The following is a 26,313-nucleotide window of genomic DNA, read 5'->3' as shown; positions in this document are numbered from 1 at the left end:
ATATTTACATAATTAAAGGAAGACTTATATGAAATCTATAGCCATATTTAATAATAAAGGTGGGGTAGGAAAATCTACTCTTACTTATCATTTAGGATATGCTTTATCAGAAATGAATAAAAAAGTTTTAATGATTGATTTAGATCCTCAATCCAACTTAAGTTTATTTACACTAAAAGACGAAGAAATAGAAACAATATGGAATGAAGAAGATTCTTTTATTGAAGATTATTCAGAAGCAAAAAAAAATCTTAGTGACGAGCAATTTTCACGCTTACATTTAAAAACAAGAAGTATTCATTATATTCTAAAGCCAACTGAAGATGGGCAGTCTGATGAACAAAATATATCTCCCCCAATAAAAATAAATGATAATCTATTCTTAATTCCAGGAAGATTAACATTACATACTTTTGAGGATAAGCTAGCTCAAGAATGGAGTAGGGCTTTTATTGGAAAACCCGAAGCATTAAGAGTAGTTGCTGCTATAAGAAGAATATGTAACGAATATAGCAATAGAATGGGATTCGACATTATCTTATTAGATACATCACCTAGCCTTGGCATACTAAATAAAATAATCATTTCTAATTCTGATGGTTTTATTATTCCTTGTTCTGCTGATGTTTTTTCTGGCTACGGAATTAAAAATATTGGTAATGCCTTAAAATTCTGGAAAAAAGAATTTGATACTATGATGGCATTATTACAAGATAATAAAAAAGAAAATATGCCTAATAGATTTGTTAAACTATTAGGTTACACTATATATAATGCACAAAAAAGAAGTGATGCAAAGAATGAACTCCGACTAGCTCAAGCCCATTATAACTGGGCTAAACTCTTACCAGAAAATATCATAAAATATATTCCTAATGAATGCTATGCACCTATATCAAAAGATGATATAAAATCTTGTATCGGAAATAATTCTATCATTTATGGGCATGCAACAAGGACTGAGACAGCACAAAAAGAAAAAAAACCAATCTGGTTATTACCTGCTGGAATAGCAGGAATTACAAAAGAATATCAATCTGAAATCAGAGACAAATATCATACTTTTGCTAGTGATCTAATAAGAAGATTGGAGAACGTTGATGAATAAATTTGAAAATGAAGAGCTTATTGAATATATCACACAAGAAGCAAAGCATGATTTGGCTCCTCACAGAATATTATTTAATCAATTAAAAGATTACATAGAAACAGATGCTCAGATAAATAAATATGTCCATAGCTATAAATCTAGAGAAAAAGAAGATTCTCATTTAGACGAGAAAATTACTAGAAAAAATAAGGAACGGAGAAAAGAAGGGTTATCTGCGATAGATAAAGATAATATTTTTCATTTAATTACAGATATTTATGGTATAAGAATACTTCATTTACATCATAAACAATTCCAATTCATTCATCAATTTTTCATGGAAAAAGTTAATGCAAATGAAATAGCTTTATATGAAAAACCTAAGGCATATGGCTGGGATCCTGAATATAGAAATTTTTTTGAAGATTTGGGTATTCATTACCAGCAAAAAGAAAGTTCATATACAAGTGTTCACTATGTTTTTCAGCATATAAAAAATAGTAAGGCTACTTGTGAAATTCAAGTTCGAACACTATGTGAAGAATTATGGGGAGAAATAGATCATCTAATAAACTATCCTAAAAAAACGGAAGATCCCGCTGTAGAAGAACTGCTCAAAGTATTTTCCAAAATAGTTGGTGCTTCCGTAAAAGTTTCAAATTCTATTTTTAATATTATAGAGAAAAAATAAATGACCCAAAACCTCCAAATGGCAGACCGTTTCGATGCGTCTGCAGTAGAACAAGCACTTTATAAACACTGGGAAGAACAGGGCTATTTTAAGCCGACTGAGAATCCTGACGTTCCAAGTTACTGTATCGCAATTCCACCACCGAATGTAACCGGTTCATTGCATATGGGGCACGCTTTCCAACAAACGTTAATGGATACGTTAATCCGTTTTAATCGTATGGAAGGAAATAATACCCTATGGCAAACCGGTACAGACCATGCGGGTATCGCAACCCAAATGGTGGTGGAACGTAAAATCGCAGCGGAAGAAGGCAAAACTCGCCACGATTATGGGCGTGAGGCTTTCATCAACAAAATCTGGGATTGGAAAGCCTATTCAGGCGGCACAATCAGCCAACAAATGCGCCGTTTGGGTAACTCAATCGACTGGGATCGTGAACGCTTCACCATGGACGAAGGCTTATCGAATGCGGTAAAAGAAGTATTCGTTCGTTTACACGAAGAAGGTTTAATTTATCGTGGTAAACGCCTCGTAAACTGGGATCCAAAACTTCACACGGCTATTTCAGATTTAGAAGTGGAAAACAAAGAGAGTAAAGGTTCGCTTTGGCATTTCCGCTATCCGTTAGCAAACGGTGCGAAAACCGCAGACGGCAAAGATTACTTAGTGGTAGCGACTACTCGTCCTGAAACTGTACTTGGTGATACGGCAGTAGCGGTTCACCCGGAAGACGAACGTTATCAATCATTAATCGGTAAAACCGTGGTATTACCGCTTGCAAACCGTGAAATTCCAATCGTAGCAGACGAATACGTTGATCGTGAGTTTGGTACGGGTGTGGTAAAAATTACTCCAGCACACGACTTCAACGATTATGAAGTAGGTAAACGTCACGGCTTACCAATGGTAAACGTGATGACGATGAATGCGGATATCCGTGCGGAAGCGGAAATTATCGGCACAGACGGTAAACCGTTAACGACTTACGAAGCCAAAATTCCTGCGGATTATCAAGGCTTAGAGCGTTTCGCTGCACGTAAAAAAGTAGTGGCGGATTTTGAAGCGTTAGGTTTATTAGATGAAATCAAACCGCATGATTTGAAAGTACCTTACGGCGACCGTGGTGGAGTGCCAATCGAGCCAATGCTCACCGATCAGTGGTATGTGAGTGTGAAACCGCTTGCCGAAGTGGCGACCAAAGCGGTGGAAGACGGCGAAATCCAATTCGTACCGAAACAATACGAAAACCTTTACTTCTCTTGGATGCGTGATATTCAAGACTGGTGTATCTCTCGTCAATTATGGTGGGGACATCGTATTCCTGCATGGTATGACGAAGCAGGTAATGTGTATGTAGCACGCAACGAAGAAGAAGTGCGTCAAAAACACAACTTACCAGCAGATCTTGCATTACGCCAAGACGAAGACGTATTAGACACTTGGTTCTCATCAGGTTTATGGACGTTCTCAACTTTAGGCTGGCCAGAGCAAACCAAAGAGCTGAAAATGTTCCACCCGACCGATGTGTTAATTACAGGTTTCGACATCATCTTCTTCTGGGTTGCGCGTATGATTATGTTCACAATGCACTTTGTGAAAGATGAAAACGGCAAACCACAAGTTCCGTTCAAAACCGTGTATGTAACCGGTTTGATTCGTGACGAGCAAGGTCAAAAAATGTCGAAATCGAAGGGTAACGTACTTGACCCGATTGATATGATTGACGGTATTTCCCTTGAAGATTTACTCGAAAAACGTACCGGCAATATGATGCAACCACAACTTGCGGAAAAAATTGCCAAAGCAACTCGCAAAGAGTTTGAGAATGGCATTGCAGCTCACGGTACAGACGCATTGCGTTTCACGCTTGCAGCATTAGCAAGCAACGGTCGTGACATCAACTGGGATATGAAACGCTTAGAAGGCTACCGCAACTTCTGTAATAAATTATGGAATGCAAGCCGTTTCGTATTAACTAACGATAAACTTGATTTATCACCGGGCGAAGCGGAATACAGTTTAGCGGATCGTTGGATTGAATCTGCGTTTAACCGCACGGTTGGTACATTCCGTGACGCATTAAGCCAATATCGTTTCGACTTAGCGGCAAACGCAATTTACGACTTCACATGGAATGAGTTCTGTGACTGGTACTTAGAGCTAACCAAACCAGTCTTCGCAAACGGTACTGAAGTACAAAAACGTGGTGCAAGCCAAACGCTCGTACGCGTACTTGAAAAATTATTACGTTTAGCACACCCGATTATGCCGTTCATCACCGAAGAAATTTGGCAGAAAGTGAAAGGTTTTGCGGGTATTGACGCTGATACCATTATGTTACAACCGTTCCCGAAAGTAGTCGAAAGTAAATTAGACGAAGCGGCGGAAGCACAAATCGGCTGGATTAAAGAGTTAATCATCGCTGTGCGTAACATTCGTGCGGAAAGCAACATTGCACCAAGCAAAGGCTTAGAATTCCTTGTTCGCAACGTATCTGACGAGCAACGCAAAATTCTTGCGGAAAATGACCGCTTGTTAAAAGCAATGGCGAAATTAGATAGCGTACAAGTGCTAAGTACGGACGAAACTGCCCCTCTTTCAGTCGCGAAATTAGTGGGCAACGTGGAAGTGCTAATCCCAATGGCTGGCTTTATCAACAAAGAAGCAGAGTTGGCTCGATTAACCAAAGAAATCGAGAAAATGCGTGGTGAAATCACTCGTATTGAAAACAAACTCAGCAACGAAGCCTTTGTGGCAAAAGCACCTGAAGCAGTCATTGTTAAAGAGCGTGAAAAAATGCAAGAGTACCAAAACGGTTTAGAGAAACTTCAAACGCAATACCAAGCGATTGAAAATCTTTAATCGAGATAAATAGTCAAAAAGCGGTCAAATTTGACCGCTTTTTTTAGCTATTGATACCCAAAAGAAAAGCCCGCAATTTTTTGCAGGCTTTTGGCTTTGGTTTGGAGATACCTTAGCAAGAATTATTTGGTTTCAACTGCTTGTTTTACTTCAGCCGCTTTTTCTTTTACTGCTTCAGCACCAGCTTCAACTTTAGTTGCCGCCGCATCTTTCATTTCAGTTGCTTTATCAGACATTGCTTTTGCCGCATCTTGTGTTGCGGTTTTCGCTTCTTCCATTTTATTTGCTGCCGCATCTTTCATTTCGGTTGCTTTGTCAGCCATTGCTTTCGCTGCATCTTGTGTTGCAGTTTTAGCCTCTTCCATTTTATTTGCCGCTGCATCTTTCATTTCAGTTGCTTTGTCAGCCATTGCTTTTGCCGCGTCTTGTGTTGCAGTTTTAGCTTCTTCCATTTTAGCTGCCGCCGCATCTTTTGTTTCGGTTGCTTTATCAGCTACTGCTTTTGCTGCATCTTGTGTTGCGGTTTTCGCTTCTTCAACTTTAGTTGCCGCCGCATCTTTTGCTTGGTTAGCTTGATCGCAAGCCGCTAAAGTTAATGTTGCACCTAATACTAATGCTAAGAGAGATTTTTTCATTTGTGTTTCCTTATGTAAAAAATGAATGATGCCTACTTTTAATTAAGCACGCTCGTAATACTTAGAACATAGTTTATAAAATAAGTTTCCGGAAATATTTCTTTTTGCTTAAAAAAAAGCCAACTGAAATTTCAGTTGGCTTTCGATTCATAATTTTAATAATTATTCATTATCCGTATTGGCAACACGAGGTGCAGAATGAACGTGACTTACCGCACTTGAATGTCCGCCAAAACCTTTTCCGTAGAAATAGTATTTTGATTGAGTCCATTCGGTTGCGGAAACCATTTCCAATACTTTTTCAGGTGCGGATGCTACCGTCATTTCCGCTTTTGTATGGATAACGCGAGAGAACGTACCTAACTTACCGTTAAAGCTATATTCGCTTTGGTAGTCGGATACGGGCAAGCAAATCGCTTGCGGATTAGCACTTTCAATCGCCGGGGCTTGGGTTGCCTGAGCTTGGTATTTTTGTACTCGCTCATTCTTTTCTTTAACAAGATCACGATCAGAATGTTGTGAAACAAAACCGCCTAAAGGCGCAACGTGTTTTGCCATTGCTTTTTCAACTAATTGCTCATCCGCTTGCTCGCTTTCTTCGATATGATGATGTAAACGCTCTTTGTTCTCTTTAACAAGATCACGATCGGAAGGTTGTTTAATAAAACCGACAATCGGTGCAATAGAACTTGCATTATCCTCAAGGTTTGTTTCGACAATCACTTCATTTACAACTTCGCTCGTTTGTTGTTCAAGCATTTCATCTACGGATAAGAAACGAGGTTTTTCTTCCGTTTTGCTATTCGGTTTGTTGGTTGAAACCGGTTCGCTAAATTTTACCCAAATCTTACCGCTTGCCATTTCCGGAGAAGCGACTGCCGCAGCTAAAGGCATTGCCGCTGCTACATTCTCTTTACGATTATTGTTTTCACGGCGACGTTGATTACCTACGCGAAGATGACGAGGAAGACGGCGCTGACGACCGTTTTCACGTGTCTCTTGACGTTCCTCATTTGCTACTGCCGGCTGTTCATCCTGTGTAACAAGCGGTTGGATTTTCTCCACGTTTTGTAGCTTGTCTTCTACAACTTGAGCAACGATAGCTGTGTTTTCCGCATTCTCTACACGTACTTTTTTACGTAAATCACGACGTTGGCGGCGTTCCGTTGCAGCTACCTCTTTAACCGCACGTTGCTCGACTTGTGCTTCTTGTACACCGGCAACTTCTTCAACCACTTGACGGCGTACTTTTTTCGTCTCATTACGTTCTTGATTACGTTCCTGACGTTGTACTTTTTGCTCTTCTTGTTGTGCTTGAGCTTGTTTGCGTTCTTGACGTTCCGCACGGTTCGGACGTTCACGGCGATTGCGGCGATCACGCTGATTACGTGCTTTCGGCTTCGGTTTCTCTTCAACTTTCTCTTCAGGCGCAAAGAAACTTTTTACTTTTGCAACCAAACGACTAAGTAGTGAAGGTTTAACCTGTTCTACTGGAGTCGGTGCGGGTTGAAGGTTAAGCTCTGTACTTTGTAAGACGGATTCAACGGTAATCACCGGTTCATTACGTGTCACTAACGCTTCGTCCGCAACCGGACTTGCGTGATTGAAAGACTGATTATCTTCTTCACGTACTTCATAGTGTTTCGCTAAATCGTAACTAAGCGTTGGCAACACTTCGCTTTCACGTAAACGATATACGCTGAAATGCGGAGTTTCCATACTTTCATTCGGCACCACCACCACTTGTACATCATGACGTTTTTCGATACTTGAGATCGCTTTACGTTTTTCATTCAGTAAGTAAGATGCGATTTGCACCGGCACGATAGTGTGAACTTGTGCGGTATTTTCTTTGATCGCCTCTTCTTCCAATAAACGTAAAATCGAAAGTGCGATAGATTCGTTATCACGCACTTTACCCGTACCTTGACAACGAGGGCATACGTGGCTTGAAGCTTCGCTTAATGAAGGACTTAAACGCTGACGGCTCATTTCTAATAAACCGAAACGTGAAATACGCCCGAATTGAATACGCGCACGGTCTTGACGTGTCGCTTCACGGATGCGGTTTTCCACTTCACGTTGATGACGCACAGGGGTCATATCGATAAAGTCGATGACAATCAAGCCACCTAAGTCACGTAAACGTAATTGACGTGCAATTTCGTCTGCTGCTTCTAAGTTGGTATTTAGTGCGGTTTCTTCGATATCGCCGCCACGGGTTGAACGTGACGAGTTAATATCAATCGCCGTTAATGCTTCAGTTACGTCAATAACGATTGAACCGCCTGACGGTAAACGTACTTCACGTTGGAACGCCGATTCGATTTGCGATTCGATTTGATAATGGCTGAATAACGGTACTTCACCTTCGTATAAACGTACACGATTGATGAAATCCGGACGCACTAAACGAATATGGTTTTTCGCTTTTTCGAAGATTTTTTTGTTATCGATTAAAATTTCGCCGATGTCACGACGGAGATAGTCACGAATCGCACGCACAATCACATCACTTTCTTGATGAATCAAGAATGGTGCAGGACGAGATTCCGCCGCTTTTTTGATTGCGTCCCAATGATGTAATAAAACTTTTAAATCCCATTGAAGCTCTTCCGGCGATTTACCTACGCCGGCGGTACGTACGATTAAACCGACGTCTTCCGGCACGTCTAAGCAATCTAACGCTTCTTTTAATTCTAAGCGTTCATCACCCTCGATACGACGAGAAATACCGCCCGCACGCGGGTTATTCGGCATTAAGACTAAATAACTGCCGGCAAGCGAGATGAAAGTGGTAAGCGCTGCACCTTTATTACCGCGTTCTTCTTTGCTCACTTGGACAATCACTTCTTGCCCTTCTTTGATAATATCTTTGATATTCGGGCGACCGTTGAATACATAATCCGCAGGGAAGTATTCACGAGAGATTTCTTTTAAAGGAAGGAAGCCGTGACGTTCCGCACCGTAATCTACGAATGCGGCTTCAAGACTTGGTTCAACACGGGTGATTTTCCCTTTGTAGATATTTGATTTTTTTTGTTCGTGTCCCGGGCTTTCGATATCTAAATCGAATAAACGTTGCCCATCAACGAGCGCAACGCGCAACTCTTCTTTTTGAGTCGCATTGATTAACATTCTTTTCATTGTGTTTTCTCATTTTTCATTTTTGTTTTTACATTGCCGACAGAATTAAACGTCCTTTTAATGGCAGTAATGCGCAAAGTTAAATCCATTTTTATTACCTAGAATACCGATGTATTCTTCTCGGATTTGAGGGGCAGTCTCCCGACTGTCGAAAGTAGGTTTTAATTAAGCCGGCTCAAGGTGACGTTTTTGTCTTACGTTTCATTCTTCTTGTCTCGAACGAACTGCAAAATCAATCACTTAGACTTGCGTATTTGCTGATTGGCAAGCGGTGCTTTTTTCGTTATTTTTTACAAATAGTCCGACAATTTCGCCGGACAAAAAAGCATTTTATTATCGCATTTTCACCCCGTAATAGGCAAGGTAAATATCGTAGGTTAGGCGGAGTAAAAAATGGGAAAATGATTGCAATTTATGGTGTTTTTGCTATTTTTGTAGGTAATTTAACCGCTTTAATTAAGGAGTTTATGATGAACAAAACGGCACTTGCGCTACTGTTTTCAGGGGTATTTATCCTTTCCGCTTGTGATGATAAAAATACGCGGGCATTAACCGAGAAATTACAACAAGCCGAACAAAAAATTGCTCAATTAAATGAACAAGTTGCAAAATTTCAGCAAGAATCAACCGCTTTACCGCAACCGATTGCAGAAAAAGCGGATTCTGCATTAGCAACTTTCCCTGCGCTAGATGTTGAAATTTATCCGTTTTTTGCTAAAACGGAACGCATAAAATTCGAACCGCAAGTTAATCAGGAACAAGCGATTCTTTCCGCCGAACAATATTATTTTGTCAGCCTTGCCAAAACCGGCTTTGAATGGTTGGATAACTTATTGGCAAAACAGATTTTAATCAGCTATCAGCCTGTTACGGCGGATGCCGACAGTAAGATCGATCGCAATGCGATAACCGGTGACGAGTTAAATCAACTGAAAACAGCCTTGGACAGAGATTATCAAGAAAGTTTAGCAATGCTAAAAGAAGGTGGGATCCTTGCGATTTCCAGTACGGCGGAAACCATTTATTTAGGACAACGCCATAATATTGTGACTTTTTTCCAAAACTATGACGAATACAGTGGCGGCGCACATAACAATTATCACACCAAATATTTTAATATTGATGTGAATAAAAAACGGATTATTTTATTGGACGACTTACTTTCAGCGGCAAAACAAGTGGAGTTATCTGCGATTTTGTGGGGGTATTATGAACAGCGTAGCGCACCGGATGTGAACGGTAAACGTGAAACTTTTACCCCTAAACAAGACTTTTATGTGTCGGAAGATTTCTTATTTACCGATGACGGGGTGAAATTTATTTATCCGCCGTATGCGTTAGGCCCATTCGCTGAAGGTGAAATCAGCTTGACCGTACCTTGGTATGAAATCAATCAGTTGCTTAATCCGGAATATCAACGTAAACCGAAAGACGGCTACGATTTAGCCCCGGATCATATTCCGGCTGGAAATGAGTAATTAAGCCATATAAACAAGCGGTTAAATTTGCAGAAAATTTTGCAAATTTAACCGCTTGTCTTTACTCTTGTTCTAATTAAAATATCGTTATTCAAACTTATGAGAATCCTGATATGACCAAAGATCCCTTCGCTGAATATATCCGCCATCTTGAACCTTCCAAACTAGAGAAAAGCTATGCTTGGCAAACCGCTATCGGTTTACAAGATGTCGATGGGTTAAAACCGTCGTCTTATTTACGAGAAACGGCGATTAAACATATTGAAGGTGAAATCTCGTTTGAAACGGCAGAACAGTGGATCGAAGGTTATTACCAAGCAAATCCGACAAAAGAAATTGAAAATCGTACTGAAGAAGCGGATAAAGTTTCGGTACGTATTGCCAAATTGCTCTCTGAGCCAGCTTTTTCATTCAATGCGAATCAATATTTAGCCATTCACAAATATCTGTTTCAAGGTATTTATCCGCACGCTGGGCAATTACGAACTTATAATATTACAAAAAAAGAGTGGGTACTAGACGGTGCAACCGTGACTTACGGCATGGCTTCCGAATTGTTGGCAACTTTAGAATACGATTTAGCCCAAGAACGTAAATTCAGCTATAAAGGGCTATCAATTGACCAAGTTATCGAACATTTAGCGCAATTTATCGCACAACTATGGCAAATTCACTGCTTTGAAGAAGGAAATACCAGAACTACCGCCGTATTCTTTATCAAATATCTTCACACTTTGGGCTTCAATGCAACCAATGATATTTTTGCCGAAAATGCGTGGTATTTCCGTAATGCATTGGTACGAGCAAACTATAATAATCTCGCTAAAGGCATCTATGAAAACACGGAGTTTCTCGTACGTTTTATCCGCAATTTATTGCTTGAAGAAAAAAATGAACTGAGTAATCGATTATTGCACATAAACAAAGAAAGAATAATTTTTGACTTAGAGTCAAAAAAATATTGATTTAGTATAAATACAAGTGCTATTATCTCATCTGACAGGAGGTTCCCTCCTGATGTTTCTTCTAAAATTTTAACCTGAAGTTGAACTATGACAGTGGCTCTCATGAGTCGGTTATTTATAACCATATTTCCAGTAGATGCTAAGCAACTAAGCCACCTAAGTATTAAGTTTGATTAAGAACTGATACAGCTTAAAACAACTGGTACGGATAACTTCGTTATCCGAAGACAATGAGTAACCTGTGTTATCCATCCCATTTCTATTCAGTTCAACATTGTTTTGACAACTGGTGCAATGTCGCACTGTTAGATAATAAAGGTTAAAAAATGAACAAAAAATCATTGGTTTTAGAAGAATCCATTAAAGTTTTAAAACAACTACAAATGGAACAGCATGATGTGATGGATAACAGCCAACGACAAAGACTAGATTCTGTAATTCAGGAATTACAAAAGGCACAATTAAGTTCAAATGATCAAATTTTAGATTTGATTGGTAAAGCATTAGATGTTCTACCTTGGCTTGCTAAGCTTTTTTTATATTTTACAGAATAATGTGTCGTTAGTAACAGGTTATTCTTTTTTCTTTAAGGTAAGTGTGATGAATATTGGAAAAGCAATAACATTGTGTCGTAATCAAAAAGGCATAACTAAAACTCAGCTAGCTAAAGATTCTGATCTTTCCATTTCATATTTGACCTTATTAGAACAAGGAAAACGTGAGCCAAATTTATCTGCTATAAATGCAATTTGTAAAGCATTGCAGATCCCACCAAGTATTTTGATTTTTTTAGCTTCAGATTCTACAGAACAGGAAGGAATTTCTTTAGAATTAGCGGAAAAATTATCTCATCTAGCGTTATCTTTGATGGAGTCCAAACCTGAATAAGCCAATATATCCTTACCAACCTGTGAGTAGTTTATTAACACTATCTGATCTTCTAGGGATAGAATTATCTGAATTAGAAAATATCAGGAAAAATTCAGATAATATGTTTTTTATTTCAAAAATAGAAACTAAAAAAGATGGAAGTAAAAGATATACGTTTGATGTAAAACCATCACTTAAAAAAATACATAAAAAAATAAAAAGAATTTTTCTTGAGAAAGTTATCTATCCAGATTACTTACAAGGTTCGTTAAAAGGAAAGGATTACATTAAAGATGCTGAAATTCATCTAAATAGTCAAAATATTATTACTGAGGATGTAAAAAATTTCTTTCCTAGTATCAGTAAAGATATTGTTATTTCTGTATGGAAAAGTGTTTTTCATTTTCCAAAAGATATATCAGAATTTTTAGCTGATTTAATTACTTATAAAGGCTTTTTGGCTCAAGGTGCAATACCAAGTAGTTATATCTGCAATTTAGTTTTATTTAAGGCAGAAAGTGAATTGGTAAAAAAATTAGAAATTCAGGGGTTTACATATACCCGTTATGTAGATGATATTTCCATATCAGCTAAGCGTCCATTTTCACGTTCTGAAAAAACAGAAATTATTGCAGATATTCATAGTATGCTGAAATTGATAGGTGTAAAACTAAATCGTAAAAAACATAGGATTATGCCTAAAAATGATAGGCAGGAGATACATGGTATAAATGTAAATAGAAGATCAGTAACCTTATCTAAAAAGGTGCGAGACAATATAAAAGCGGCGGTTTATCAATGTGAAAAAGAGTATGAACAAAGATCTAAAAATGTAACATACGAAAAACTATATAAAAGCACATTAGGTAGAGTTAATAATTTAGCAAGAATTCATCCTAAAGATGGTAAAAAATTAAAAGCTAGGTTGCAAAAAATTCCTCCTAAAAATTTATAATAGAAATATTTTATTGAAATCTTTATAGATTATAAATAAAGCGGTTAAATTTGCAGAAAATTTTGCAAATTTAACCGCTTGTTATTTATTGCTTATTTAACTTGCTCAAATAACGGCTTCATCACTTTTTCTTCTTGATAAATACGAATACCTAACACAACGAGGTAAACAGGGAATAAATACATCAAGGTGTTCCACGCATGACAAAGTAGCACCACACCAATCAGTTCCGGAATGATATTGAGGAAATAGTTAGGGTGTTTAATCGTTCTGAATAACGTAGAAGTGTTAATTTGGTGGTTCGGTAAAATATAGAGTTTCACCGTCCAAATTTCTTTTAATTCATTGATTACCCAAAAGAGCGCAATATAGGCTAAAAGTACAGTAATTGTACCGATCGTGCTGAGATAATCCCAATGGTGTGCAAAATAATTCGCTTCAAATAATGCGGAAAAATAGAACAGAACATGCACAATAGATAACAGCTTTGAATTTTTACTGCCGTGTTGCGTAGCACCTTTTTGGATAAGCTCCTTCTCATTTCTAATCGAAATACTCAAGCTATACAAGCGGATAATAAAAAAGCTAACAAAGGTAAGGTTTACCAATAACATAAGTTCTCCTTTAATGAAAAGTAATAAAAATAAAATTAAATACGGCGAAAGTTGCTGAAATAAGCTGTTTTTATATTGGTAAATCTTTAAGAAAATTTAACCGCTTGCTCTTGTAATTCTCAGCAAACTTTTCACCGTATTGTTAAAGTTATAGTCCTAATTGCTCCCAAATTTCATCAACACGTTTAACGACATTCGGATCTTTTTTAATTGGTGTACCCCATTCACGGTTGGTTTCGCCCGGCCATTTATTGGTTGCATCAATCCCCATTTTTGAGCCCAAGCCTGCAATCGGTGAAGCGAAATCCAAATAATCAATCGGTGTATGATCAATCAAGGTGGTATCTCGGCTCGGGTCACAACGTGTAGTAATCGCCCAAATCACGTCTTTCCAATCTCTGGCGTTTACATCGTCATCACAGACAATCACAAATTTGGTGTACATAAATTGGCGGAGAAACGACCAAACGCCCATCATCACCCGTTTTGCATGGCCTGCGTATTGTTTTTTAATCGTTACCACCGCAAGGCGGTAGGAACAACCTTCCGGCGGCAAATAGAAATCTACAATTTCCGGAAATTGCTTTTGCAAAATCGGAATAAACACTTCGTTTAACGCTTCACCGAGAACTGCCGGTTCATCCGGCGGACGACCGGTGTAAGTCGAGTGATAAATCGCATCACGACGCATCGTGATATGCGTCACGGTAAATACCGGAAAATATTCTTGTTCATTGTAATAGCCGGTATGATCGCCGTATGGGCCTTCCAATGCCGTTTCATTCGGGTCGATATAACCCTCCAACACAATTTCCGCACTTGCCGGTACTTCCAAATCATTACTAATGGACTTGGTTACCTCGGTTTTCTGACCTCGTAATAAACCAGCGAACGCATATTCCGATAAAGTATCGGGAATCGGTGTAACCGCCGCTAAAATGGTTGCCGGATCAGCACCGATAGCCACCGAAACCGGAAACGGTTTATCCGGATTGGCTTCCTTCCATTCGTGAAAATCCAACGCACCGCCACGATGCGATAACCAACGCATAATTAGCTTGTTTTTACCAATCAGCTGTTGGCGGTAAATCCCTAGGTTTTGGCGTTTTTTATAAGGCCCTTGAGTAATGGTTAATCCCCAAGTAACAAGCGGTGCAACATCACCTTCATGGCAGTGCATAATCGGCAATTTATACAAATCAACGTCATCACCGCTCAATACCATTTGTTGGCAATCCGCTTTACCCAATACCTTACTTGGCATATTCAGCACTTGTTTCCATTGCGGCAGTTGCCCGATAAGTTCTTTAAAACCTTTCGGCGGTTCAGGTTCTTTCAGAAAGGCTAATAATTTGCCGAGTTCTCGTAAGGCGTGTGTATCTTCTTGCCCCATCCCTAATGCGACACGTTTCGGTGTGCCGAATAAATTACACAGTACCGGCATTCGGTAGCCTTTCGGGTTTTCAAATAAAATCGCCGGTCCGCCTTTACGTAAAGTACGGTCTGCAATTTCTGTCATTTCGAGATAAGGGTCGATCTCTTGTTTGACTCGCACTAATTCGCCTTGGCTTTCTAGTTGTGCTAAAAATTCACGTAAATCTTTGTATTTCATATTGGTAAAAAATCAGAAAAATTCGACCGCTAGTATATAGAAAACAATCAATGAAAAATACCCATAAAAAAATTATGAAATTTATATGGAAATTTTATAGAAGTTTGATAGAATCGCCCCACTTTAGCCCAATAGGAGAATACTATGTTTAAGAAAACTGCTTTAGCATTAGCTATGCTAGGCGCAACCGCAGTCGCGAATGCCGATGTACTTACTACGATCAAACCGCTAGGTTTTATCGCAAGTGCAATTACGGAAGGAGTAACGGAAAGCAAAGTATTATTGCCGGTGACTGCTTCTCCACACGATTACAGTTTAAAACCGTCTGACGTAGAACAGTTAAAATCCGCACAACTTGTCGTTTGGGTCGGTGAAGATTTAGAAACGTTTTTAGAAAAAAGTATCGATAAATTACCGAAAGAGAAAGTGCTCAGTTTAGATGATGTGCCGGCAATTAAAGCGATTGTCGATGCAACGGAAAAACACGATGATCATGATGACGATGAAAAACATGAACATGATCACGACCATAAGCACGAACACGAACATGATCATAAACATGAGGCACATAACGGTCATGATCACCATGATCACGAAGGTCATAATCATGATAAAGATTGGCATATCTGGTTCTCGCCGGAAGCAAGCCTTGCCGCAGCGGAACAAATCGCAGCACGTCTAAGCGCACAATTACCGGAACAAAAAGCGAAAATTGCGGAAAATCTTGCAACATTTAAAGCAAATTTAACCGCTAAAAACGAACAAATTCGCAATCAATTAGCGGCGGTAAAAGGTAAAGGTTATTATACTTTCCATGATGCTTACGGCTATTTTGAACGTGCTTACGGATTAACCTCATTAGGTTCGTTTACGATTAACCCGAGCGTAGCACCGGGGGCGAAAACGTTAAGCGTAATTAAGAAAAATGTTGCGGCTCATAAAGCGCAATGTTTATTTGCCGAACCTCAATTTACCCCGAAAGTGATTGAAAGTCTCAGTAAAGGTACGCAAGTTAAAGTCGGACAATTAGATCCGCTCGGTGCGAAAATCGAATTAAGCCAAACCGCTTATCCGCAATTCTTACAAGCGATTGCCGATGAATTCAGCCAGTGCTTGAAATAATCGGCAGATAAAAAACAAGCGGTGGAATTTGCAAAGTTTTCTGCAAATTCCACCGCTTGCTATTTGATATAAATATTATGAAATCACACGGGCTTTAATAGTGCCGTCAATTTGTTGCAAGCGTTCTAACGCTTCGCTTGCATCGTCCAATTCCACATCAATGACCACATAACCGATATTCGGATCCGTTTGTAGATACTGACCGGCAATATTCACGTTACCATCTACGAACACTTGGTTGATCTTATTCAAAATACCCGGGCGGTTTTCATGAATATGTAACAAGCGTTTCGCATTACTATGCAGAATCGGTAACGATACTTCCGGGAAATTAACCGCAGAAAGGGTAGAACCGTTATCCGCATATTTCACGAATTTACTTGCTACTTCGGTACCGATATTCGCTTGCGCTTCAGCGGTTGAACCACCGATATGCGGAGTTAAAATTACATTATCGAATTGGCATAACGGCGATTCGAACGGATCATTGATGGACGCCGGCTCTTCCGGGAATACGTCAATCGCCGCACCACGTAAAGTGCCTTGCGCTAAACGCTCTGCTAACGCATCAATATCCACTACCGTACCACGTGCCGCATTAATTAATACGGAATCATATTTTAATTGTGCAATACGTGCCGCATTCATTAAATTTTTAGTCGAAGCATTTTCTGGGACATGTAAAGAAATCGCATCGCAACTGGCAAGTAATTCGTCTAAACTTGTTACTTGCTGTGCATTACCTAACGGTAGTTTATTTTCAATATCATAGAAATAAACTTGCATACCGATAGATTCCGCCATTACGCTTAATTGCGAGCCGATATGACCGTAACCGACAATCCCTAATTTTTTACCACGTACTTCGTTTGAGCCGGCAGCCGATTTGTTCCACACACCGCGATGTACTTCGGCATTCGCTTTCGGCACTTGACGCATCAAAAGAATAATTTCCGCTAACACTAATTCCGCTACCGAACGTGTATTTGAAAACGGTGCATTAAATACCGGAATACCGAGACGTTTCGCTTCTTTTAAATCAACTTGGTTAGTACCGATACAGAAACAGCCGATTGATACTAGATTTTTGGCATGAGAGAGCACCTCTTTGGTGAGGTAAGTACGAGAACGTAAACCGACAAAGTGTGCATCTTTGATTGCGTTAATCAAATCATCGCCGTCTAATGCTTTTTTATGATATTCAATATTGGTATAACCTGCCGCTTGCAACACGTCTAACGCATTTTGATGTACGCCTTCAAGTAACAGAAATTTAATTTTTGATTTATCAATTTGAACTGCCATACTGGATCCTTGTTGTGTTTGTTTTTATTGTTTTACCATTTTACAAAAAGAAACACACGAAAAATTTTTGAATTTGATAGAAGAGATCATCATAATCAATTGCGAAAATATTTCGTGTGTTTTATTGACTTATTCAATAATTTTTGCGCCTTCCGGTGTACCGATAATGGTTACGTTTGCATAACGTTGTGCAAAGATACCGTTCGTGACGACACCGGCAATATTATTGATGGTATGTTCCATTTTGAGCGGTTCAAGGATATGGAAATTATGTACGTCTAAAATTACATTGCCGTTATCGGTCACTACGCCTTCACGGTATTCCGGCGAACCGCCTAAAGCGACTAACTGGCGAGCGACATATGAACGTGCCATTGGGATTACTTCTACCGGTAACGGGAAGGTTGTGCCTAGTACATCCACTTGTTTTGAGCTATCCACGATACAAACAAATTTTTTCGCCAGCGAGCTAACGATTTTCTCTCGGGTTAGTGCTGCACCACCGCCTTTAATCATCGCACCTTGCGGAGTGATTTCATCCGCACCGTCAATATAAACGTCTAATTCAGTCACTTCATTTGCACTAAATACTTCAATACCGATAGCGCGTAAACGTTCTTCGGAAGCTTTTGAAGCGGCTACCGCACCTTTAATATCATCTTTCATTGAGGCTAACGCATCAATAAAACAGTTTACCGTAGAACCGCTACCGACACCCACGATAGTATCCGGCTTTACAAATTTAAGTGCGGCTTGCGCGGCAATTTTTTTCATTTCTTGTTGGGTCATAATCAATCCTTTTTTATATTAGTTTTATTTTAAAATGAACACTTGAAATATTATCAGTAACAAACCGATTTACCATAAATAAAAGCGGTCGAATTTCCGCAAATTTTTGCAAAAATTCGACCGCTTGTCATTAGTTAGTTATTTTTTACCGCTGCAACGATTTCTTCCGCACAGCTTTGCGCTAATACACCGTCTTCACATTCCACCATCACACGAATTAACGGCTCTGTGCCTGACTTACGGAGAAGAATACGTCCTTTGCCAGCCAAACGTTTTTCTACATCTGCCGCAACCGCTTTTACCGCATCGCTTTCTAACGGATTTTTGCCGCCTTCAAAACGTACATTAATTAACACTTGTGGGAATAATGGTACGGCGCGCGCTAAGTCATTTAAGCTCATTTTATGCGCTTCCATTGCGGCCAACACTTCAAGTGAGGCGATAATACCGTCACCGGTGGTGTTTTTATCTAACACGATAATGTGACCTGAGTTTTCGCCACCCAATTTCCAGCCTTTTTCTTTTAATTGTTCGAGTACGTAACGGTCGCCGACATTCGCACGAGTAAATGGAATCGCTAAGTGTTTCAACGCTACTTCTAAGCCCATATTACTCATTAACGTACCGACTACGCCACCGTGTAATTTGCCCGAACGTAATGCTTCACGCGCAATAATAAATAGGATCTGGTCGCCGTCCACTTTATTACCTAAATGATCCACCATCATAATGCGGTCGCCATCACCATCATAAGCAAGCCCGACATCCGCACCTGATTCAACCACTACTTTTTGTAACGCTTTAATATCGGTTGCACCGCATTTTTCATTGATATTTAAACCGTCCGGCTTGGTACCGATTTCAATCACTTCCGCACCAAGTTCACGCATTACGTTCGGTGCGATGTGGTAAGTTGCGCCGTTTGCACAGTCCACCACGATTTTATAACCTTTCAGGCTGGCATTTGCCGGGAATGTTCCTTTACAGAATTCGATATAACGACCGGCTGCGTCATTAATGCGCATAGCTTTACCTAATTGCGCAGATTCAACGCAATCCATCGGTTGATCTAACAACGCTTCGATTGCTTCTTCCACTTCGTCCGGTAATTTTTCCCCGACACTTGAGAAGAATTTAATGCCATTATCGTAATATGGGTTATGTGATGCGGAAATCACAATACCCGCTTCGGCACGGAAAGTACGCGTAAGATATGCGATTGCGGGAGTCGGCATTGGACCGACAAATGCGGCGGAAAGACCTGCCGCCGCAAGCCCCGCTTCTAATGCCGATTCCAACATATAACCTGAAATACGCGTATCTTTACCGATTAGCACTTGTTTAGTACCTTGGGTTGCCAAAATTTTACCTGCCGCCCAACCGAGTTTTAATGCAAAATCGGGAGTAATAGGAAATTGTCCTACTTTGCCTCGTACGCCGTCCGTACCGAAATATTTACGTTCTGCCATTGTTATATCCTTAAAAAAGAGAGTAAAAACTGCCCGTTAGACAGTCAATTTAACCGATAATTCCTAGCACTTATTTTAAAAAGTACTGATATGCCAAGCTATCCGTGACATTTTGATAACGATAACCGAGTTGATCCAAATGTTGATTAAGACGATGTTTATCGCTTTCATCCAATGTAAATGCGGCAAGAATATCACCGTAATCCGCCCCGTGCGCACGATAATGGAATAACGAAATATCCCAATCGGTCAGTGTTTGGAGGAATTTTAATAATGCGCCTTTTTGCTCAGGGAATTCGAAGCTATAAAGTTGCTCACTGGTAATGCTATTAGGACGACCGCCGACCATATAACGAATATGCGTTTTAGCAATGTCATCATCCGAAAGATCCGCTACGTTATAATTGTGCTGTTGTAGATCGCGAATGATATCCGCTTTTTCCGCGCTGCCGGTAATACGAACCCCAACGAAAATACACGCCTTATTATCATCTGTGTGTCGATAGTTAAATTCGGTGACCGCTCTATTGCCTAAAATCTCACAGAATTTTAAAAAACTGCCTTTTTGTTCAGGAATGGTTACCGCTAATAAGGCTTCATGTTTTTCGCCGATTTCACAACGTTCCGAAACATAACGTAACGTATGGAAATTCAGGTTCGCACCGGAAAGCACACAAGCTAAGTTTTTGCCTTCAAGTTGGTGTTCTTTCACATATTTTTTTAAGCCGGCTAATGAAGTCGCACCGGAAGGTTCTGCAACCGCACGTACGTTTTCAAAAATATCTTTCATTGCCGCACAAATCTGATCGTTATCGACCAGTACCACTTCGTCAATATATTGCTGACATAAACGGAAGGTTTCGTCACCGATTCTTTTTACTGCAATACCGTCTGCGAATAAGCCGACACGTTCCAAGTTATCCGGTTTGCCGACTTTTAAGGCATGTTGCAAACAAGCGGAATCTTTTGATTCAACGCCAATCACTTTTACATTCGGTAGAATTTGCTTAATTAATACCGCAATACCGGCGGCTAAACCGCCGCCTCCGACCGGTACGAATACATAATCTAAATCTGATCTTTGCTGTACTAATTCCATACCGATCGTACCTTGTCCGGCAATCACCATCGGGTGATCGAACGGTGGTACGAAAGTCATCCCCAACTCTGTAGAAAGTTCTAATGCTTTGGCTTTCGCCTCATCAAAATTGGCACCGAATAGTAAGACTTCTCCACCGAACCCTCGTACCGCATCGACTTTAATTGCTGGCGTATTTTGCGGCATAACGATTAATGCACGAAGTCCTAAGTGTTTTGATGAAAGTGCCACACCTTGAGCGTGGTTTCCTGCCGAGGCGGTAATCACACCGGCGGCTTTTTGGCTTGCCGAGAGATTGGAAATCATGGCAAATGCGCCACGCAATTTGAAACTATGTACCGGTTGGCGGTCTTCACGTTTGATAAGAATTTGGTTGCCTAAACGCTCGGAGAGTTTTTCCATTTTTTGAAGCGGGGTAACTTGCGCTAGGTCGTAGATATTGGAACTGAGGATTGCACGCAAATAATCGGTGCCGGATTGAATTGTCGGATTGCTCATAACACTGCTCTGTATTTTATTATACTTTTATATCGGCGTATTGAAGGGTACGTCAGGTTATTGTTTGAAGAAAAACTAAAAAGGCACAAGCGATAACGCTTGCGCCAAAATGAAATAACTAAAGATTAGTGGTGACCGCCACAGCCGCAACCGCCATGTCCATGGTGATGATCGTGGTCGTGATGATGATCATGACCGCCGCATCCGCAGCCGCCTTCTTCACCGTGGCCGCCGCAGCAACCTTCGTGTTCATGACCGGAATGAATATGACCGTGTGCGATTTCTTCTAATGTCGCTTCACGGGTTGCTACCACTTCAACAGAGAATAATAACTCTTGACCGGCTAACATATGGTTACCATCAACCACTACTTCGTCACCGTCCACTTCAGTGATAACAACCGGTAACGGACCTAAATCGGTATCGGCGATAAAACGCATACCGACTTCTAATTCATCAACGCCCATAAATACATCTTTCGGTACACGTTGAACCATGTTTTCATTGTATTCGCCGTAACCTTCTTCCGGTTTAACGCGAACTTCAAAAACATCGCCTACCGCTTTGCCTTCAAGTGCTTTTTCTAAACCTTCAACAAGATTATTATGACCGTGTAAATATTCTAACGGTTGGTTTACCGGTGCTTCATCAACTAACACGCCGTCTTGTGTGCGAACTTGGTAAGCAATGCTTGGAACAACATTTTTTGCGATTTTCATTAAGGATTCCTTTTTTCTATTTAGGTAAAAATACGATTCATTGTAGCGGTTTATCGCAGATTTGCAAAGAATAGAAATAAAATGACCGCTTTGTTCAAACAAGCGGTCTGATTTTGCACGAAATTTGCAAACTTAATCGGTAATATCCGGTGTAACCGTATCCACTACATCAACAGCAGTACCGACTACACCGCCTACAACGGAAGTGACTAAACAACCGCTTAATGCACTACTGCATATTGCGATAACAAAGATTCTAAACAGCGATTTCATATTTATCCCGTTGTGTTACAGATAAAATGCAGCTCTACCGAGGGAGAACTGCATTATAAATGATATGAAGTTAAAGCTTATTTTTCTTCAGCAATAAAGCGATAAGCTAACGCACCGATAATTGCACCTAAAATCGGTGCTACCCAGAATAACCATAGTTGTTCAATCGTCCAAGAGCCTTGGAATAAGGCAACACCGGTTGAACGAGCCGGGTTTACCGAAGTATTGGTTACCGGAATCGAAATTAAGTGAATTAACGTTAAGCCTAAGCCGATCGCAATCGGTGCAAAACCGGCCGGTGCACGTTTGTCGGTTGCTCCCATAATGATAATTAAGAAGAATGCGGTTAATACCACTTCAATTACAAGTGCCGCAGCCATTGAATAGCCGTGTGGAGAATGTTCCGCAAAACCGTTACTTGCAAAACCGGCGGTTACATCAAAACCTGCCGCACCCGAAGCAATCGTGTATAACACCGCTGCCGCTGCAATCGCACCAACAACTTGTGCCACGATATAAGGCACTAAATCTTTTGCATTAAAACGGCCTCCAACTAATAAGCCGATCGAAACGGCCGGGTTAAAGTGACCGCCCGAAATATGGCCTACTGCATAAGCCATAGTTAATACGGTTAAACCGAATGCAAGTGATACGCCTGCATAGCCAATACCTAACTCAGGAATACCTGCCGCTAACACTGCGCTACCGCAGCCGCCAAATACTAACCAAAATGTACCGAAAAACTCGGCGAAATATTTTTTCATTCTTGTTTCCTTAAAAGTAAATTAAACGACACTAATGTGTCAGTGCTTTCCAATAACTATCTTTCGATAGTTTATCGCCAAGAATGCTTAATAGTTTTAAGAAATTAAACACTCTTTTCGAACCGGTGAGTAAAATGATATTTACTCGAATTTGATTTGCCCCGATGCCCGAGCTGAAATAGTCGCTTTACCCGCTTCAAGAGAAAGATGCTCTTTTTCAAATACATCGGCTGATTTTGCCATAGTGGCTAAAGGTCTGGTATTAAAATGGGTTTCTTCACCATTCGGTGTGTCAAGTCTTATATTGGTTAATTGATAATTTTTAAGATTTAACCCTTTTTGAATCACTTCGGCCTTATGCTGGAATTGTTTGATAATATCCAATGTCATTTCATCTTCTAAAGCGGCAATTTTTTCAGGTGAAATACTAAAATAAATATCGTCTATTGCTATTTCCGAACCTAAGTTTTCTAAGACTTTTGCCATTGATTCAAAATCTTTACTTCTTAAATGAATTCGACCTTCAGCTATCCAGCCGTCAATTTTGCCATCGTTTGTATAATTCACGATGTTTCTAATCCCATCGGCTTCTACCTGAATTGTAGAGTATTGCTTGGCACTCTCAAGCGTTTGATTTAAGTTTTTTGAAACGGATTTCTTTAATTCGGCTAAAGACTTGCCGGTCTTACGGCTAAATACGGTCGCTTGCATTAAATCTTTTTCCACTTCTCGACGCACTTCTGTCGAAAATTCAAAAGTAGAACCTGTTGTAGCTTGCTTTTCTGCTAGAGATTCTGACGCAATGGCTAAGTTTGCGGCGATCAACGGTAAAATAATAAAGGCTTTGGATAATTTCATGAGAATTCCTTGCGATGATGAGCATTGCTCAAAGTGCTTGCTTAGAGAGATATTTCCCGATTAAGTTCATTTTCAATCTCTAATACAATCGCTTTATTGACATTTTGTGTGCAAATCGTCCAACGGATATTATAGCCGGCAAGATGCATACCATAGATTCGTTCTGATATTTTCCCTTGCTGATAAGCCGGACGAGGGTCTTGCTCAATAACATTCCGGATAAAAGTGAGTGGCTGCTCAATACCGAATTTTGCAAAATTCCGGCAAAATCCGACCGCTTGTAACGCTCGTTCGGAAAATTCCACTTCGAGTTTTGCTTGTGGTTTAGTTTGTGCGAAGCCGGAATCTGCATCAGGTTCGCTATCTGCATACGCAATGTAGGGCTTAATATCCAAAATCGGCGTACCGTTCACCAAATCAACACTACCTAATTTAAGGAATACTTTTCCATTACTTATCTCCACTCCCTCTAATCTAACCTTAGATAAACCGATAGGATTCGGACGATGTGTCGCTCGGCTGGCAAATACCCCGATACGTTCATTTCCGCCTAAACGAGGTGGACGTACCGTTGCATGCCATTCTCGTTCGGGAATTTGATGGAATTGGAAAATCAGCCATAAATGGCTGAATTGTTCGATACCTCTTATCGCATCGGGCGAATTATACGGCGGAAGTAACTCTAAGATTCCTTTACCTTCCTGTACGAGATTTGCTTGGCGGGGAACGGAAAATTTTTCGTCATAGGGGCTATGAATAATCCCTATAGTAAATAAGGTTAATTGTGGTAAAATCATCAGCTGTATTTATTTACAATAAAATTAAAAATCATGAAAGGAGACAATTATGTTAGCAAATCCACTTATTGTTAGCGATATTAAAAGCATTATTCATCGGGCTCGTGAGCAGGCGATTCGTTCGGTTGATTTTCAGCGAGTCATTATGTATTGGCATATCGGAGAACGTATATTTAAAGAAGAACAACAAGAAAAAGAACGAGCCGAATATGGAAAATATTTAATTAAATCACTTGCCGCACAATTAGGACCCGAATATGGCAGCGGATTTTCTAAAAGACAATTAGAACGTTATCGTCAGTTTTATCGTACATTCCCAATTGTGTCCGCACTGCGGACGCAATTAGCTTGGCAATGGTTTTTCTTTTGTTGCTCGTCAAAAGCGATTACATATTGAAGGCGATGAATTTTTTGTCGATTTAGTATTATATAATCGCTTGTTACAGTGTTTCGTGTTAGTTGAAATTAAAACGCATAAATTAACACATCAAGATATCGGACAATTACAAATGTATGTGAATTATTTTGATCGGGTTGAAAAGCTACCGCATGAAACACCTACAATCGGCATTTTACTTTGTACGCATAAAAACGATGCTGTGGTAAAATTTACGCTCCCTGAACATCAGCAACAAATTTATGCAAGTCAATATCAACTCTATCTACCGAGTGAGCAACGACTTTTAGAAGAAGTTCAGAAAGAGATTCAACAATTTACACAAAAACAGGAAGAACATCATTAATGGATAAACACTCCGCCTTTTCAATTTGGTTTACTACGGCTCGCCCAAGAACATTACCCTTAGCTTTAGCGTCTATTATTGTAGGTTCGGCACTTGCCTATTGGTCCGGACATTTTGATCTAATTACTACGTTACTTGCTTTTATCACCACCATTTTATTACAAATTCTATCTAATTTTGCTAACGACTATGGTGATCATATTAAAGGCTCCGACACAAAGGAACGAATAGGGCCGTTACGAGCGATTCAGCACGGTGCAATTACCGGCGGGCAATTAAGAAATGCCGTCATTCTGCTCAGTGTTTTATCCTTTATCGCCGGTGTAGGACTGACGGTTTACGCTTATCAATCTGTGAAAGATATAGTAGTGTTTATCAGTTTAGGTGTTATTTCGATTATAGCGGCAATTACCTATACGGTTGGCAAAAAAGCCTATGGTTATTTAGGATTAGGTGATTTATTCGTACTGATCTTTTTTGGATTTGTCGCGGTTATCGGCACATTCTATTTACAAGCTCATAGTATTCCGGCAATGATTTTTATTCCTGCTTTCGGCTGCGGTTTATTATCGGTGGCGGTATTAAATATCAATAACCTACGTGATATTAACCAAGACAAACAAGCCGGTAAAAATACTCTGATTGTCCGTATCGGTAGTCAAAACGGGCGGATTTATCATGTCGTATTATTAGTATTAGCGGTCATTTCTTATCTGATTTTTGCCATCAGCGAATTTCAACATTGGTACAGCTACTTATTTTTACTTGCCGTCCCGTTACTTGCTAAACACGGTTCGTTTGTCTATCGTCACCAAGATCCGATTGAATTACGCCCGATTTTAGGACAAATGGCAGGATTAGCACTAATTACTAACCTTTTATTTAGCTTAGGAATTTTTTTAGGTTAGGGCAAATTTAGGGTAAAAAAGACCGCTTGTTTGAGTGATAATCGCAA

At 39.9% G+C, this 26,313-nt stretch carries 23 protein-coding genes and 1 pseudogene; 11 read left to right on the top strand and 13 right to left on the bottom strand.

Annotated elements, in window-relative coordinates:
- Positions 1-28: 28 nt before the first annotated feature.
- From NYR63_RS07760 to NYR63_RS07750, 3 genes are read left to right on the top strand one after another with little or no spacing between them, the layout of a single operon-like run.
- On the top strand, positions 29-1,108 hold the full coding sequence (locus tag NYR63_RS07760; RefSeq protein WP_279457023.1) for a ParA family protein: 1,080 nt from the start codon (positions 29-31) through the stop codon (positions 1,106-1,108).
- Positions 1,101-1,781 (top strand): RelA/SpoT domain-containing protein, encoded by a 681-nt coding sequence (locus NYR63_RS07755; protein ID WP_279457022.1) that lies wholly within the window; start codon positions 1,101-1,103, stop codon positions 1,779-1,781. Before NYR63_RS07760 ends, NYR63_RS07755 begins: the two co-directional genes overlap by 8 nt.
- Complete coding sequence (locus NYR63_RS07750; protein ID WP_279457021.1) at positions 1,782-4,646, top strand: valine--tRNA ligase; 2,865 nt, start codon at positions 1,782-1,784, stop codon at positions 4,644-4,646.
- 122 nt (positions 4,647-4,768) lie between these two features.
- Here NYR63_RS07750 and NYR63_RS07745 read toward each other — a convergent pair whose 3' ends face one another.
- Together NYR63_RS07745 and rne are read right to left on the bottom strand one after the other, a co-directional pair.
- The gene (locus tag NYR63_RS07745; RefSeq protein WP_279457020.1) at positions 4,769-5,281 is read right to left on the bottom strand and encodes a histone H1 family protein; all 513 of its coding nucleotides are present in this window, start codon (positions 5,279-5,281) and stop codon (positions 4,769-4,771) included.
- 162 nt (positions 5,282-5,443) lie between these two features.
- Positions 5,444-8,428, bottom strand: a complete 2,985-nt coding sequence (gene rne / locus NYR63_RS07740; RefSeq protein WP_279457019.1) for a ribonuclease E — start codon at positions 8,426-8,428, stop codon at positions 5,444-5,446.
- Positions 8,429-8,829: 401 nt separating this feature from the next.
- Here rne and NYR63_RS07735 point away from each other — a divergent pair, with 401 nt between their 5' ends.
- The 5 genes from NYR63_RS07735 (at position 8,830) to NYR63_RS07715 (ending at position 12,696) form a co-directional block, all read left to right on the top strand.
- On the top strand, positions 8,830-9,906 hold the full coding sequence (locus NYR63_RS07735) for an RsiV family protein (protein ID WP_279457018.1): 1,077 nt from the start codon (positions 8,830-8,832) through the stop codon (positions 9,904-9,906).
- A gap of 113 nt (positions 9,907-10,019) precedes the next feature.
- Positions 10,020-10,871, top strand: coding sequence for a Fic family protein (locus tag NYR63_RS07730; RefSeq protein ID WP_279457017.1), 852 nt, complete (start codon positions 10,020-10,022; stop codon positions 10,869-10,871).
- A 326-nt stretch (positions 10,872-11,197) separates the two neighbouring features.
- Positions 11,198-11,425 (top strand): hypothetical protein, encoded by a 228-nt coding sequence (locus tag NYR63_RS07725; RefSeq protein WP_279437136.1) that lies wholly within the window; start codon positions 11,198-11,200, stop codon positions 11,423-11,425.
- 46 nt (positions 11,426-11,471) lie between these two features.
- Positions 11,472-11,759, top strand: a complete 288-nt coding sequence (locus NYR63_RS07720) for a helix-turn-helix domain-containing protein (protein WP_279437135.1) — start codon at positions 11,472-11,474, stop codon at positions 11,757-11,759.
- 22 nt (positions 11,760-11,781) lie between these two features.
- Positions 11,782-12,696 carry a reverse transcriptase family protein gene (locus NYR63_RS07715; RefSeq protein ID WP_279457016.1) on the top strand — a complete coding sequence of 305 codons (915 nt, stop codon included), beginning with the start codon at positions 11,782-11,784 and terminating at the stop codon, positions 12,694-12,696.
- Between the two features lie 92 nt (positions 12,697-12,788).
- On the opposite strand, the gene NYR63_RS07710 is transcribed toward NYR63_RS07715, so the two are convergent.
- Together NYR63_RS07710 and ubiD are read right to left on the bottom strand one after the other, a co-directional pair.
- Positions 12,789-13,310, bottom strand: a complete 522-nt coding sequence (locus tag NYR63_RS07710; RefSeq protein WP_279457015.1) for an isoprenylcysteine carboxyl methyltransferase family protein — start codon at positions 13,308-13,310, stop codon at positions 12,789-12,791.
- 148 nt (positions 13,311-13,458) lie between these two features.
- Complete coding sequence (gene ubiD, locus NYR63_RS07705) at positions 13,459-14,922, bottom strand: 4-hydroxy-3-polyprenylbenzoate decarboxylase (protein ID WP_279457014.1); 1,464 nt, start codon at positions 14,920-14,922, stop codon at positions 13,459-13,461.
- Between the two features lie 144 nt (positions 14,923-15,066).
- Here ubiD and znuA point away from each other — a divergent pair, with 144 nt between their 5' ends.
- Positions 15,067-16,044: a zinc ABC transporter substrate-binding protein ZnuA gene (gene znuA, locus NYR63_RS07700; RefSeq protein WP_279457013.1), complete on the top strand. Its 978-nt coding sequence runs from the start codon at positions 15,067-15,069 to the stop codon at positions 16,042-16,044.
- A gap of 75 nt (positions 16,045-16,119) precedes the next feature.
- Here znuA and serA read toward each other — a convergent pair whose 3' ends face one another.
- The 9 genes from serA to tsaA form a co-directional block, all read right to left on the bottom strand.
- The gene (gene serA, locus NYR63_RS07695) at positions 16,120-17,349 is read right to left on the bottom strand and encodes a phosphoglycerate dehydrogenase (protein ID WP_279457012.1); all 1,230 of its coding nucleotides are present in this window, start codon (positions 17,347-17,349) and stop codon (positions 16,120-16,122) included.
- A gap of 129 nt (positions 17,350-17,478) precedes the next feature.
- A complete protein-coding gene (gene rpiA, locus NYR63_RS07690) occupies positions 17,479-18,138 on the bottom strand; it encodes a ribose-5-phosphate isomerase RpiA (RefSeq protein ID WP_279457011.1) in 660 nt (219 codons plus the stop codon).
- A gap of 134 nt (positions 18,139-18,272) precedes the next feature.
- Positions 18,273-19,607, bottom strand: a complete 1,335-nt coding sequence (gene glmM / locus NYR63_RS07685) for a phosphoglucosamine mutase (protein ID WP_279457010.1) — start codon at positions 19,605-19,607, stop codon at positions 18,273-18,275.
- 70 nt (positions 19,608-19,677) lie between these two features.
- Positions 19,678-21,204 carry a threonine ammonia-lyase, biosynthetic gene (ilvA, locus tag NYR63_RS07680; RefSeq protein WP_279457009.1) on the bottom strand — a complete coding sequence of 509 codons (1,527 nt, stop codon included), beginning with the start codon at positions 21,202-21,204 and terminating at the stop codon, positions 19,678-19,680.
- A 125-nt stretch (positions 21,205-21,329) separates the two neighbouring features.
- The gene (slyD, locus tag NYR63_RS07675; protein WP_279457008.1) at positions 21,330-21,923 is read right to left on the bottom strand and encodes a peptidylprolyl isomerase; all 594 of its coding nucleotides are present in this window, start codon (positions 21,921-21,923) and stop codon (positions 21,330-21,332) included.
- A 132-nt stretch (positions 21,924-22,055) separates the two neighbouring features.
- Positions 22,056-22,196, bottom strand: coding sequence for a hypothetical protein (locus tag NYR63_RS07670; protein WP_279457007.1), 141 nt, complete (start codon positions 22,194-22,196; stop codon positions 22,056-22,058).
- Positions 22,197-22,273: 77 nt separating this feature from the next.
- Positions 22,274-22,960, bottom strand: a complete 687-nt coding sequence (aqpZ, locus tag NYR63_RS07665) for an aquaporin Z (RefSeq protein WP_279457006.1) — start codon at positions 22,958-22,960, stop codon at positions 22,274-22,276.
- Between the two features lie 141 nt (positions 22,961-23,101).
- Positions 23,102-23,818: an SIMPL domain-containing protein gene (locus NYR63_RS07660; RefSeq protein ID WP_279457005.1), complete on the bottom strand. Its 717-nt coding sequence runs from the start codon at positions 23,816-23,818 to the stop codon at positions 23,102-23,104.
- A gap of 41 nt (positions 23,819-23,859) precedes the next feature.
- Complete coding sequence (gene tsaA, locus NYR63_RS07655) at positions 23,860-24,615, bottom strand: tRNA (N6-threonylcarbamoyladenosine(37)-N6)-methyltransferase TrmO (RefSeq protein ID WP_279457004.1); 756 nt, start codon at positions 24,613-24,615, stop codon at positions 23,860-23,862.
- 49 nt (positions 24,616-24,664) lie between these two features.
- On the opposite strand from tsaA, the pseudogene NYR63_RS07650 reads away from it, so the two are divergent.
- Positions 24,665-25,358 (top strand): annotated as a pseudogene (locus tag NYR63_RS07650) (PDDEXK nuclease domain-containing protein).
- Positions 25,358-26,266: a 1,4-dihydroxy-2-naphthoate polyprenyltransferase gene (locus tag NYR63_RS07645; RefSeq protein WP_279457003.1), complete on the top strand. Its 909-nt coding sequence runs from the start codon at positions 25,358-25,360 to the stop codon at positions 26,264-26,266. Before NYR63_RS07650 ends, NYR63_RS07645 begins: the two are co-directional and overlap by 1 nt.
- Positions 26,267-26,313 lie beyond the last annotated feature (47 nt).

The organism is Actinobacillus genomosp. 1, from assembly GCF_029774175.1.
In the GTDB taxonomy this organism is placed as follows: Bacteria; Pseudomonadota; Gammaproteobacteria; order Enterobacterales; family Pasteurellaceae; genus Actinobacillus.
This window is presented reverse-complemented; position numbering and strand designations above follow the sequence as displayed.

Bases quoted from the DNA above. Each gene is read 5' to 3' on its own strand.
- slyD (WP_279457008.1), bottom strand. From the start codon at position 21,923: ATGAAAATCGCAAAAAATGTTGTTCCAAGCATTGCTTACCAAGTTCGC.
- NYR63_RS07750 (WP_279457021.1), top strand. From the start codon at position 1,782: ATGACCCAAAACCTCCAAATGGCAGACCGTTTCGATGCGTCTGCAGTA.
- tsaA (WP_279457004.1), bottom strand. From the start codon at position 24,615: ATGATTTTACCACAATTAACCTTATTTACTATAGGGATTATTCATAGC.
- rpiA (WP_279457011.1), bottom strand. From the start codon at position 18,138: ATGACCCAACAAGAAATGAAAAAAATTGCCGCGCAAGCCGCACTTAAA.
- NYR63_RS07710 (WP_279457015.1), bottom strand. From the start codon at position 13,310: ATGTTATTGGTAAACCTTACCTTTGTTAGCTTTTTTATTATCCGCTTG.
- aqpZ (WP_279457006.1), bottom strand. From the start codon at position 22,960: ATGAAAAAATATTTCGCCGAGTTTTTCGGTACATTTTGGTTAGTATTT.
- NYR63_RS07745 (WP_279457020.1), bottom strand. From the start codon at position 5,281: ATGAAAAAATCTCTCTTAGCATTAGTATTAGGTGCAACATTAACTTTA.
- NYR63_RS07660 (WP_279457005.1), bottom strand. From the start codon at position 23,818: ATGAAATTATCCAAAGCCTTTATTATTTTACCGTTGATCGCCGCAAAC.
- NYR63_RS07760 (WP_279457023.1), top strand. From the start codon at position 29: ATGAAATCTATAGCCATATTTAATAATAAAGGTGGGGTAGGAAAATCT.
- znuA (WP_279457013.1), top strand. From the start codon at position 15,067: ATGTTTAAGAAAACTGCTTTAGCATTAGCTATGCTAGGCGCAACCGCA.
- NYR63_RS07755 (WP_279457022.1), top strand. From the start codon at position 1,101: ATGAATAAATTTGAAAATGAAGAGCTTATTGAATATATCACACAAGAA.
- NYR63_RS07730 (WP_279457017.1), top strand. From the start codon at position 10,020: ATGACCAAAGATCCCTTCGCTGAATATATCCGCCATCTTGAACCTTCC.
- ubiD (WP_279457014.1), bottom strand. From the start codon at position 14,922: ATGAAATACAAAGATTTACGTGAATTTTTAGCACAACTAGAAAGCCAA.
- rne (WP_279457019.1), bottom strand. From the start codon at position 8,428: ATGAAAAGAATGTTAATCAATGCGACTCAAAAAGAAGAGTTGCGCGTT.
- NYR63_RS07645 (WP_279457003.1), top strand. From the start codon at position 25,358: ATGGATAAACACTCCGCCTTTTCAATTTGGTTTACTACGGCTCGCCCA.
- NYR63_RS07720 (WP_279437135.1), top strand. From the start codon at position 11,472: ATGAATATTGGAAAAGCAATAACATTGTGTCGTAATCAAAAAGGCATA.
- NYR63_RS07735 (WP_279457018.1), top strand. From the start codon at position 8,830: ATGATTGCAATTTATGGTGTTTTTGCTATTTTTGTAGGTAATTTAACC.
- NYR63_RS07725 (WP_279437136.1), top strand. From the start codon at position 11,198: ATGAACAAAAAATCATTGGTTTTAGAAGAATCCATTAAAGTTTTAAAA.
- glmM (WP_279457010.1), bottom strand. From the start codon at position 19,607: ATGGCAGAACGTAAATATTTCGGTACGGACGGCGTACGAGGCAAAGTA.
- NYR63_RS07670 (WP_279457007.1), bottom strand. From the start codon at position 22,196: ATGAAATCGCTGTTTAGAATCTTTGTTATCGCAATATGCAGTAGTGCA.
- ilvA (WP_279457009.1), bottom strand. From the start codon at position 21,204: ATGAGCAATCCGACAATTCAATCCGGCACCGATTATTTGCGTGCAATC.
- serA (WP_279457012.1), bottom strand. From the start codon at position 17,349: ATGGCAGTTCAAATTGATAAATCAAAAATTAAATTTCTGTTACTTGAA.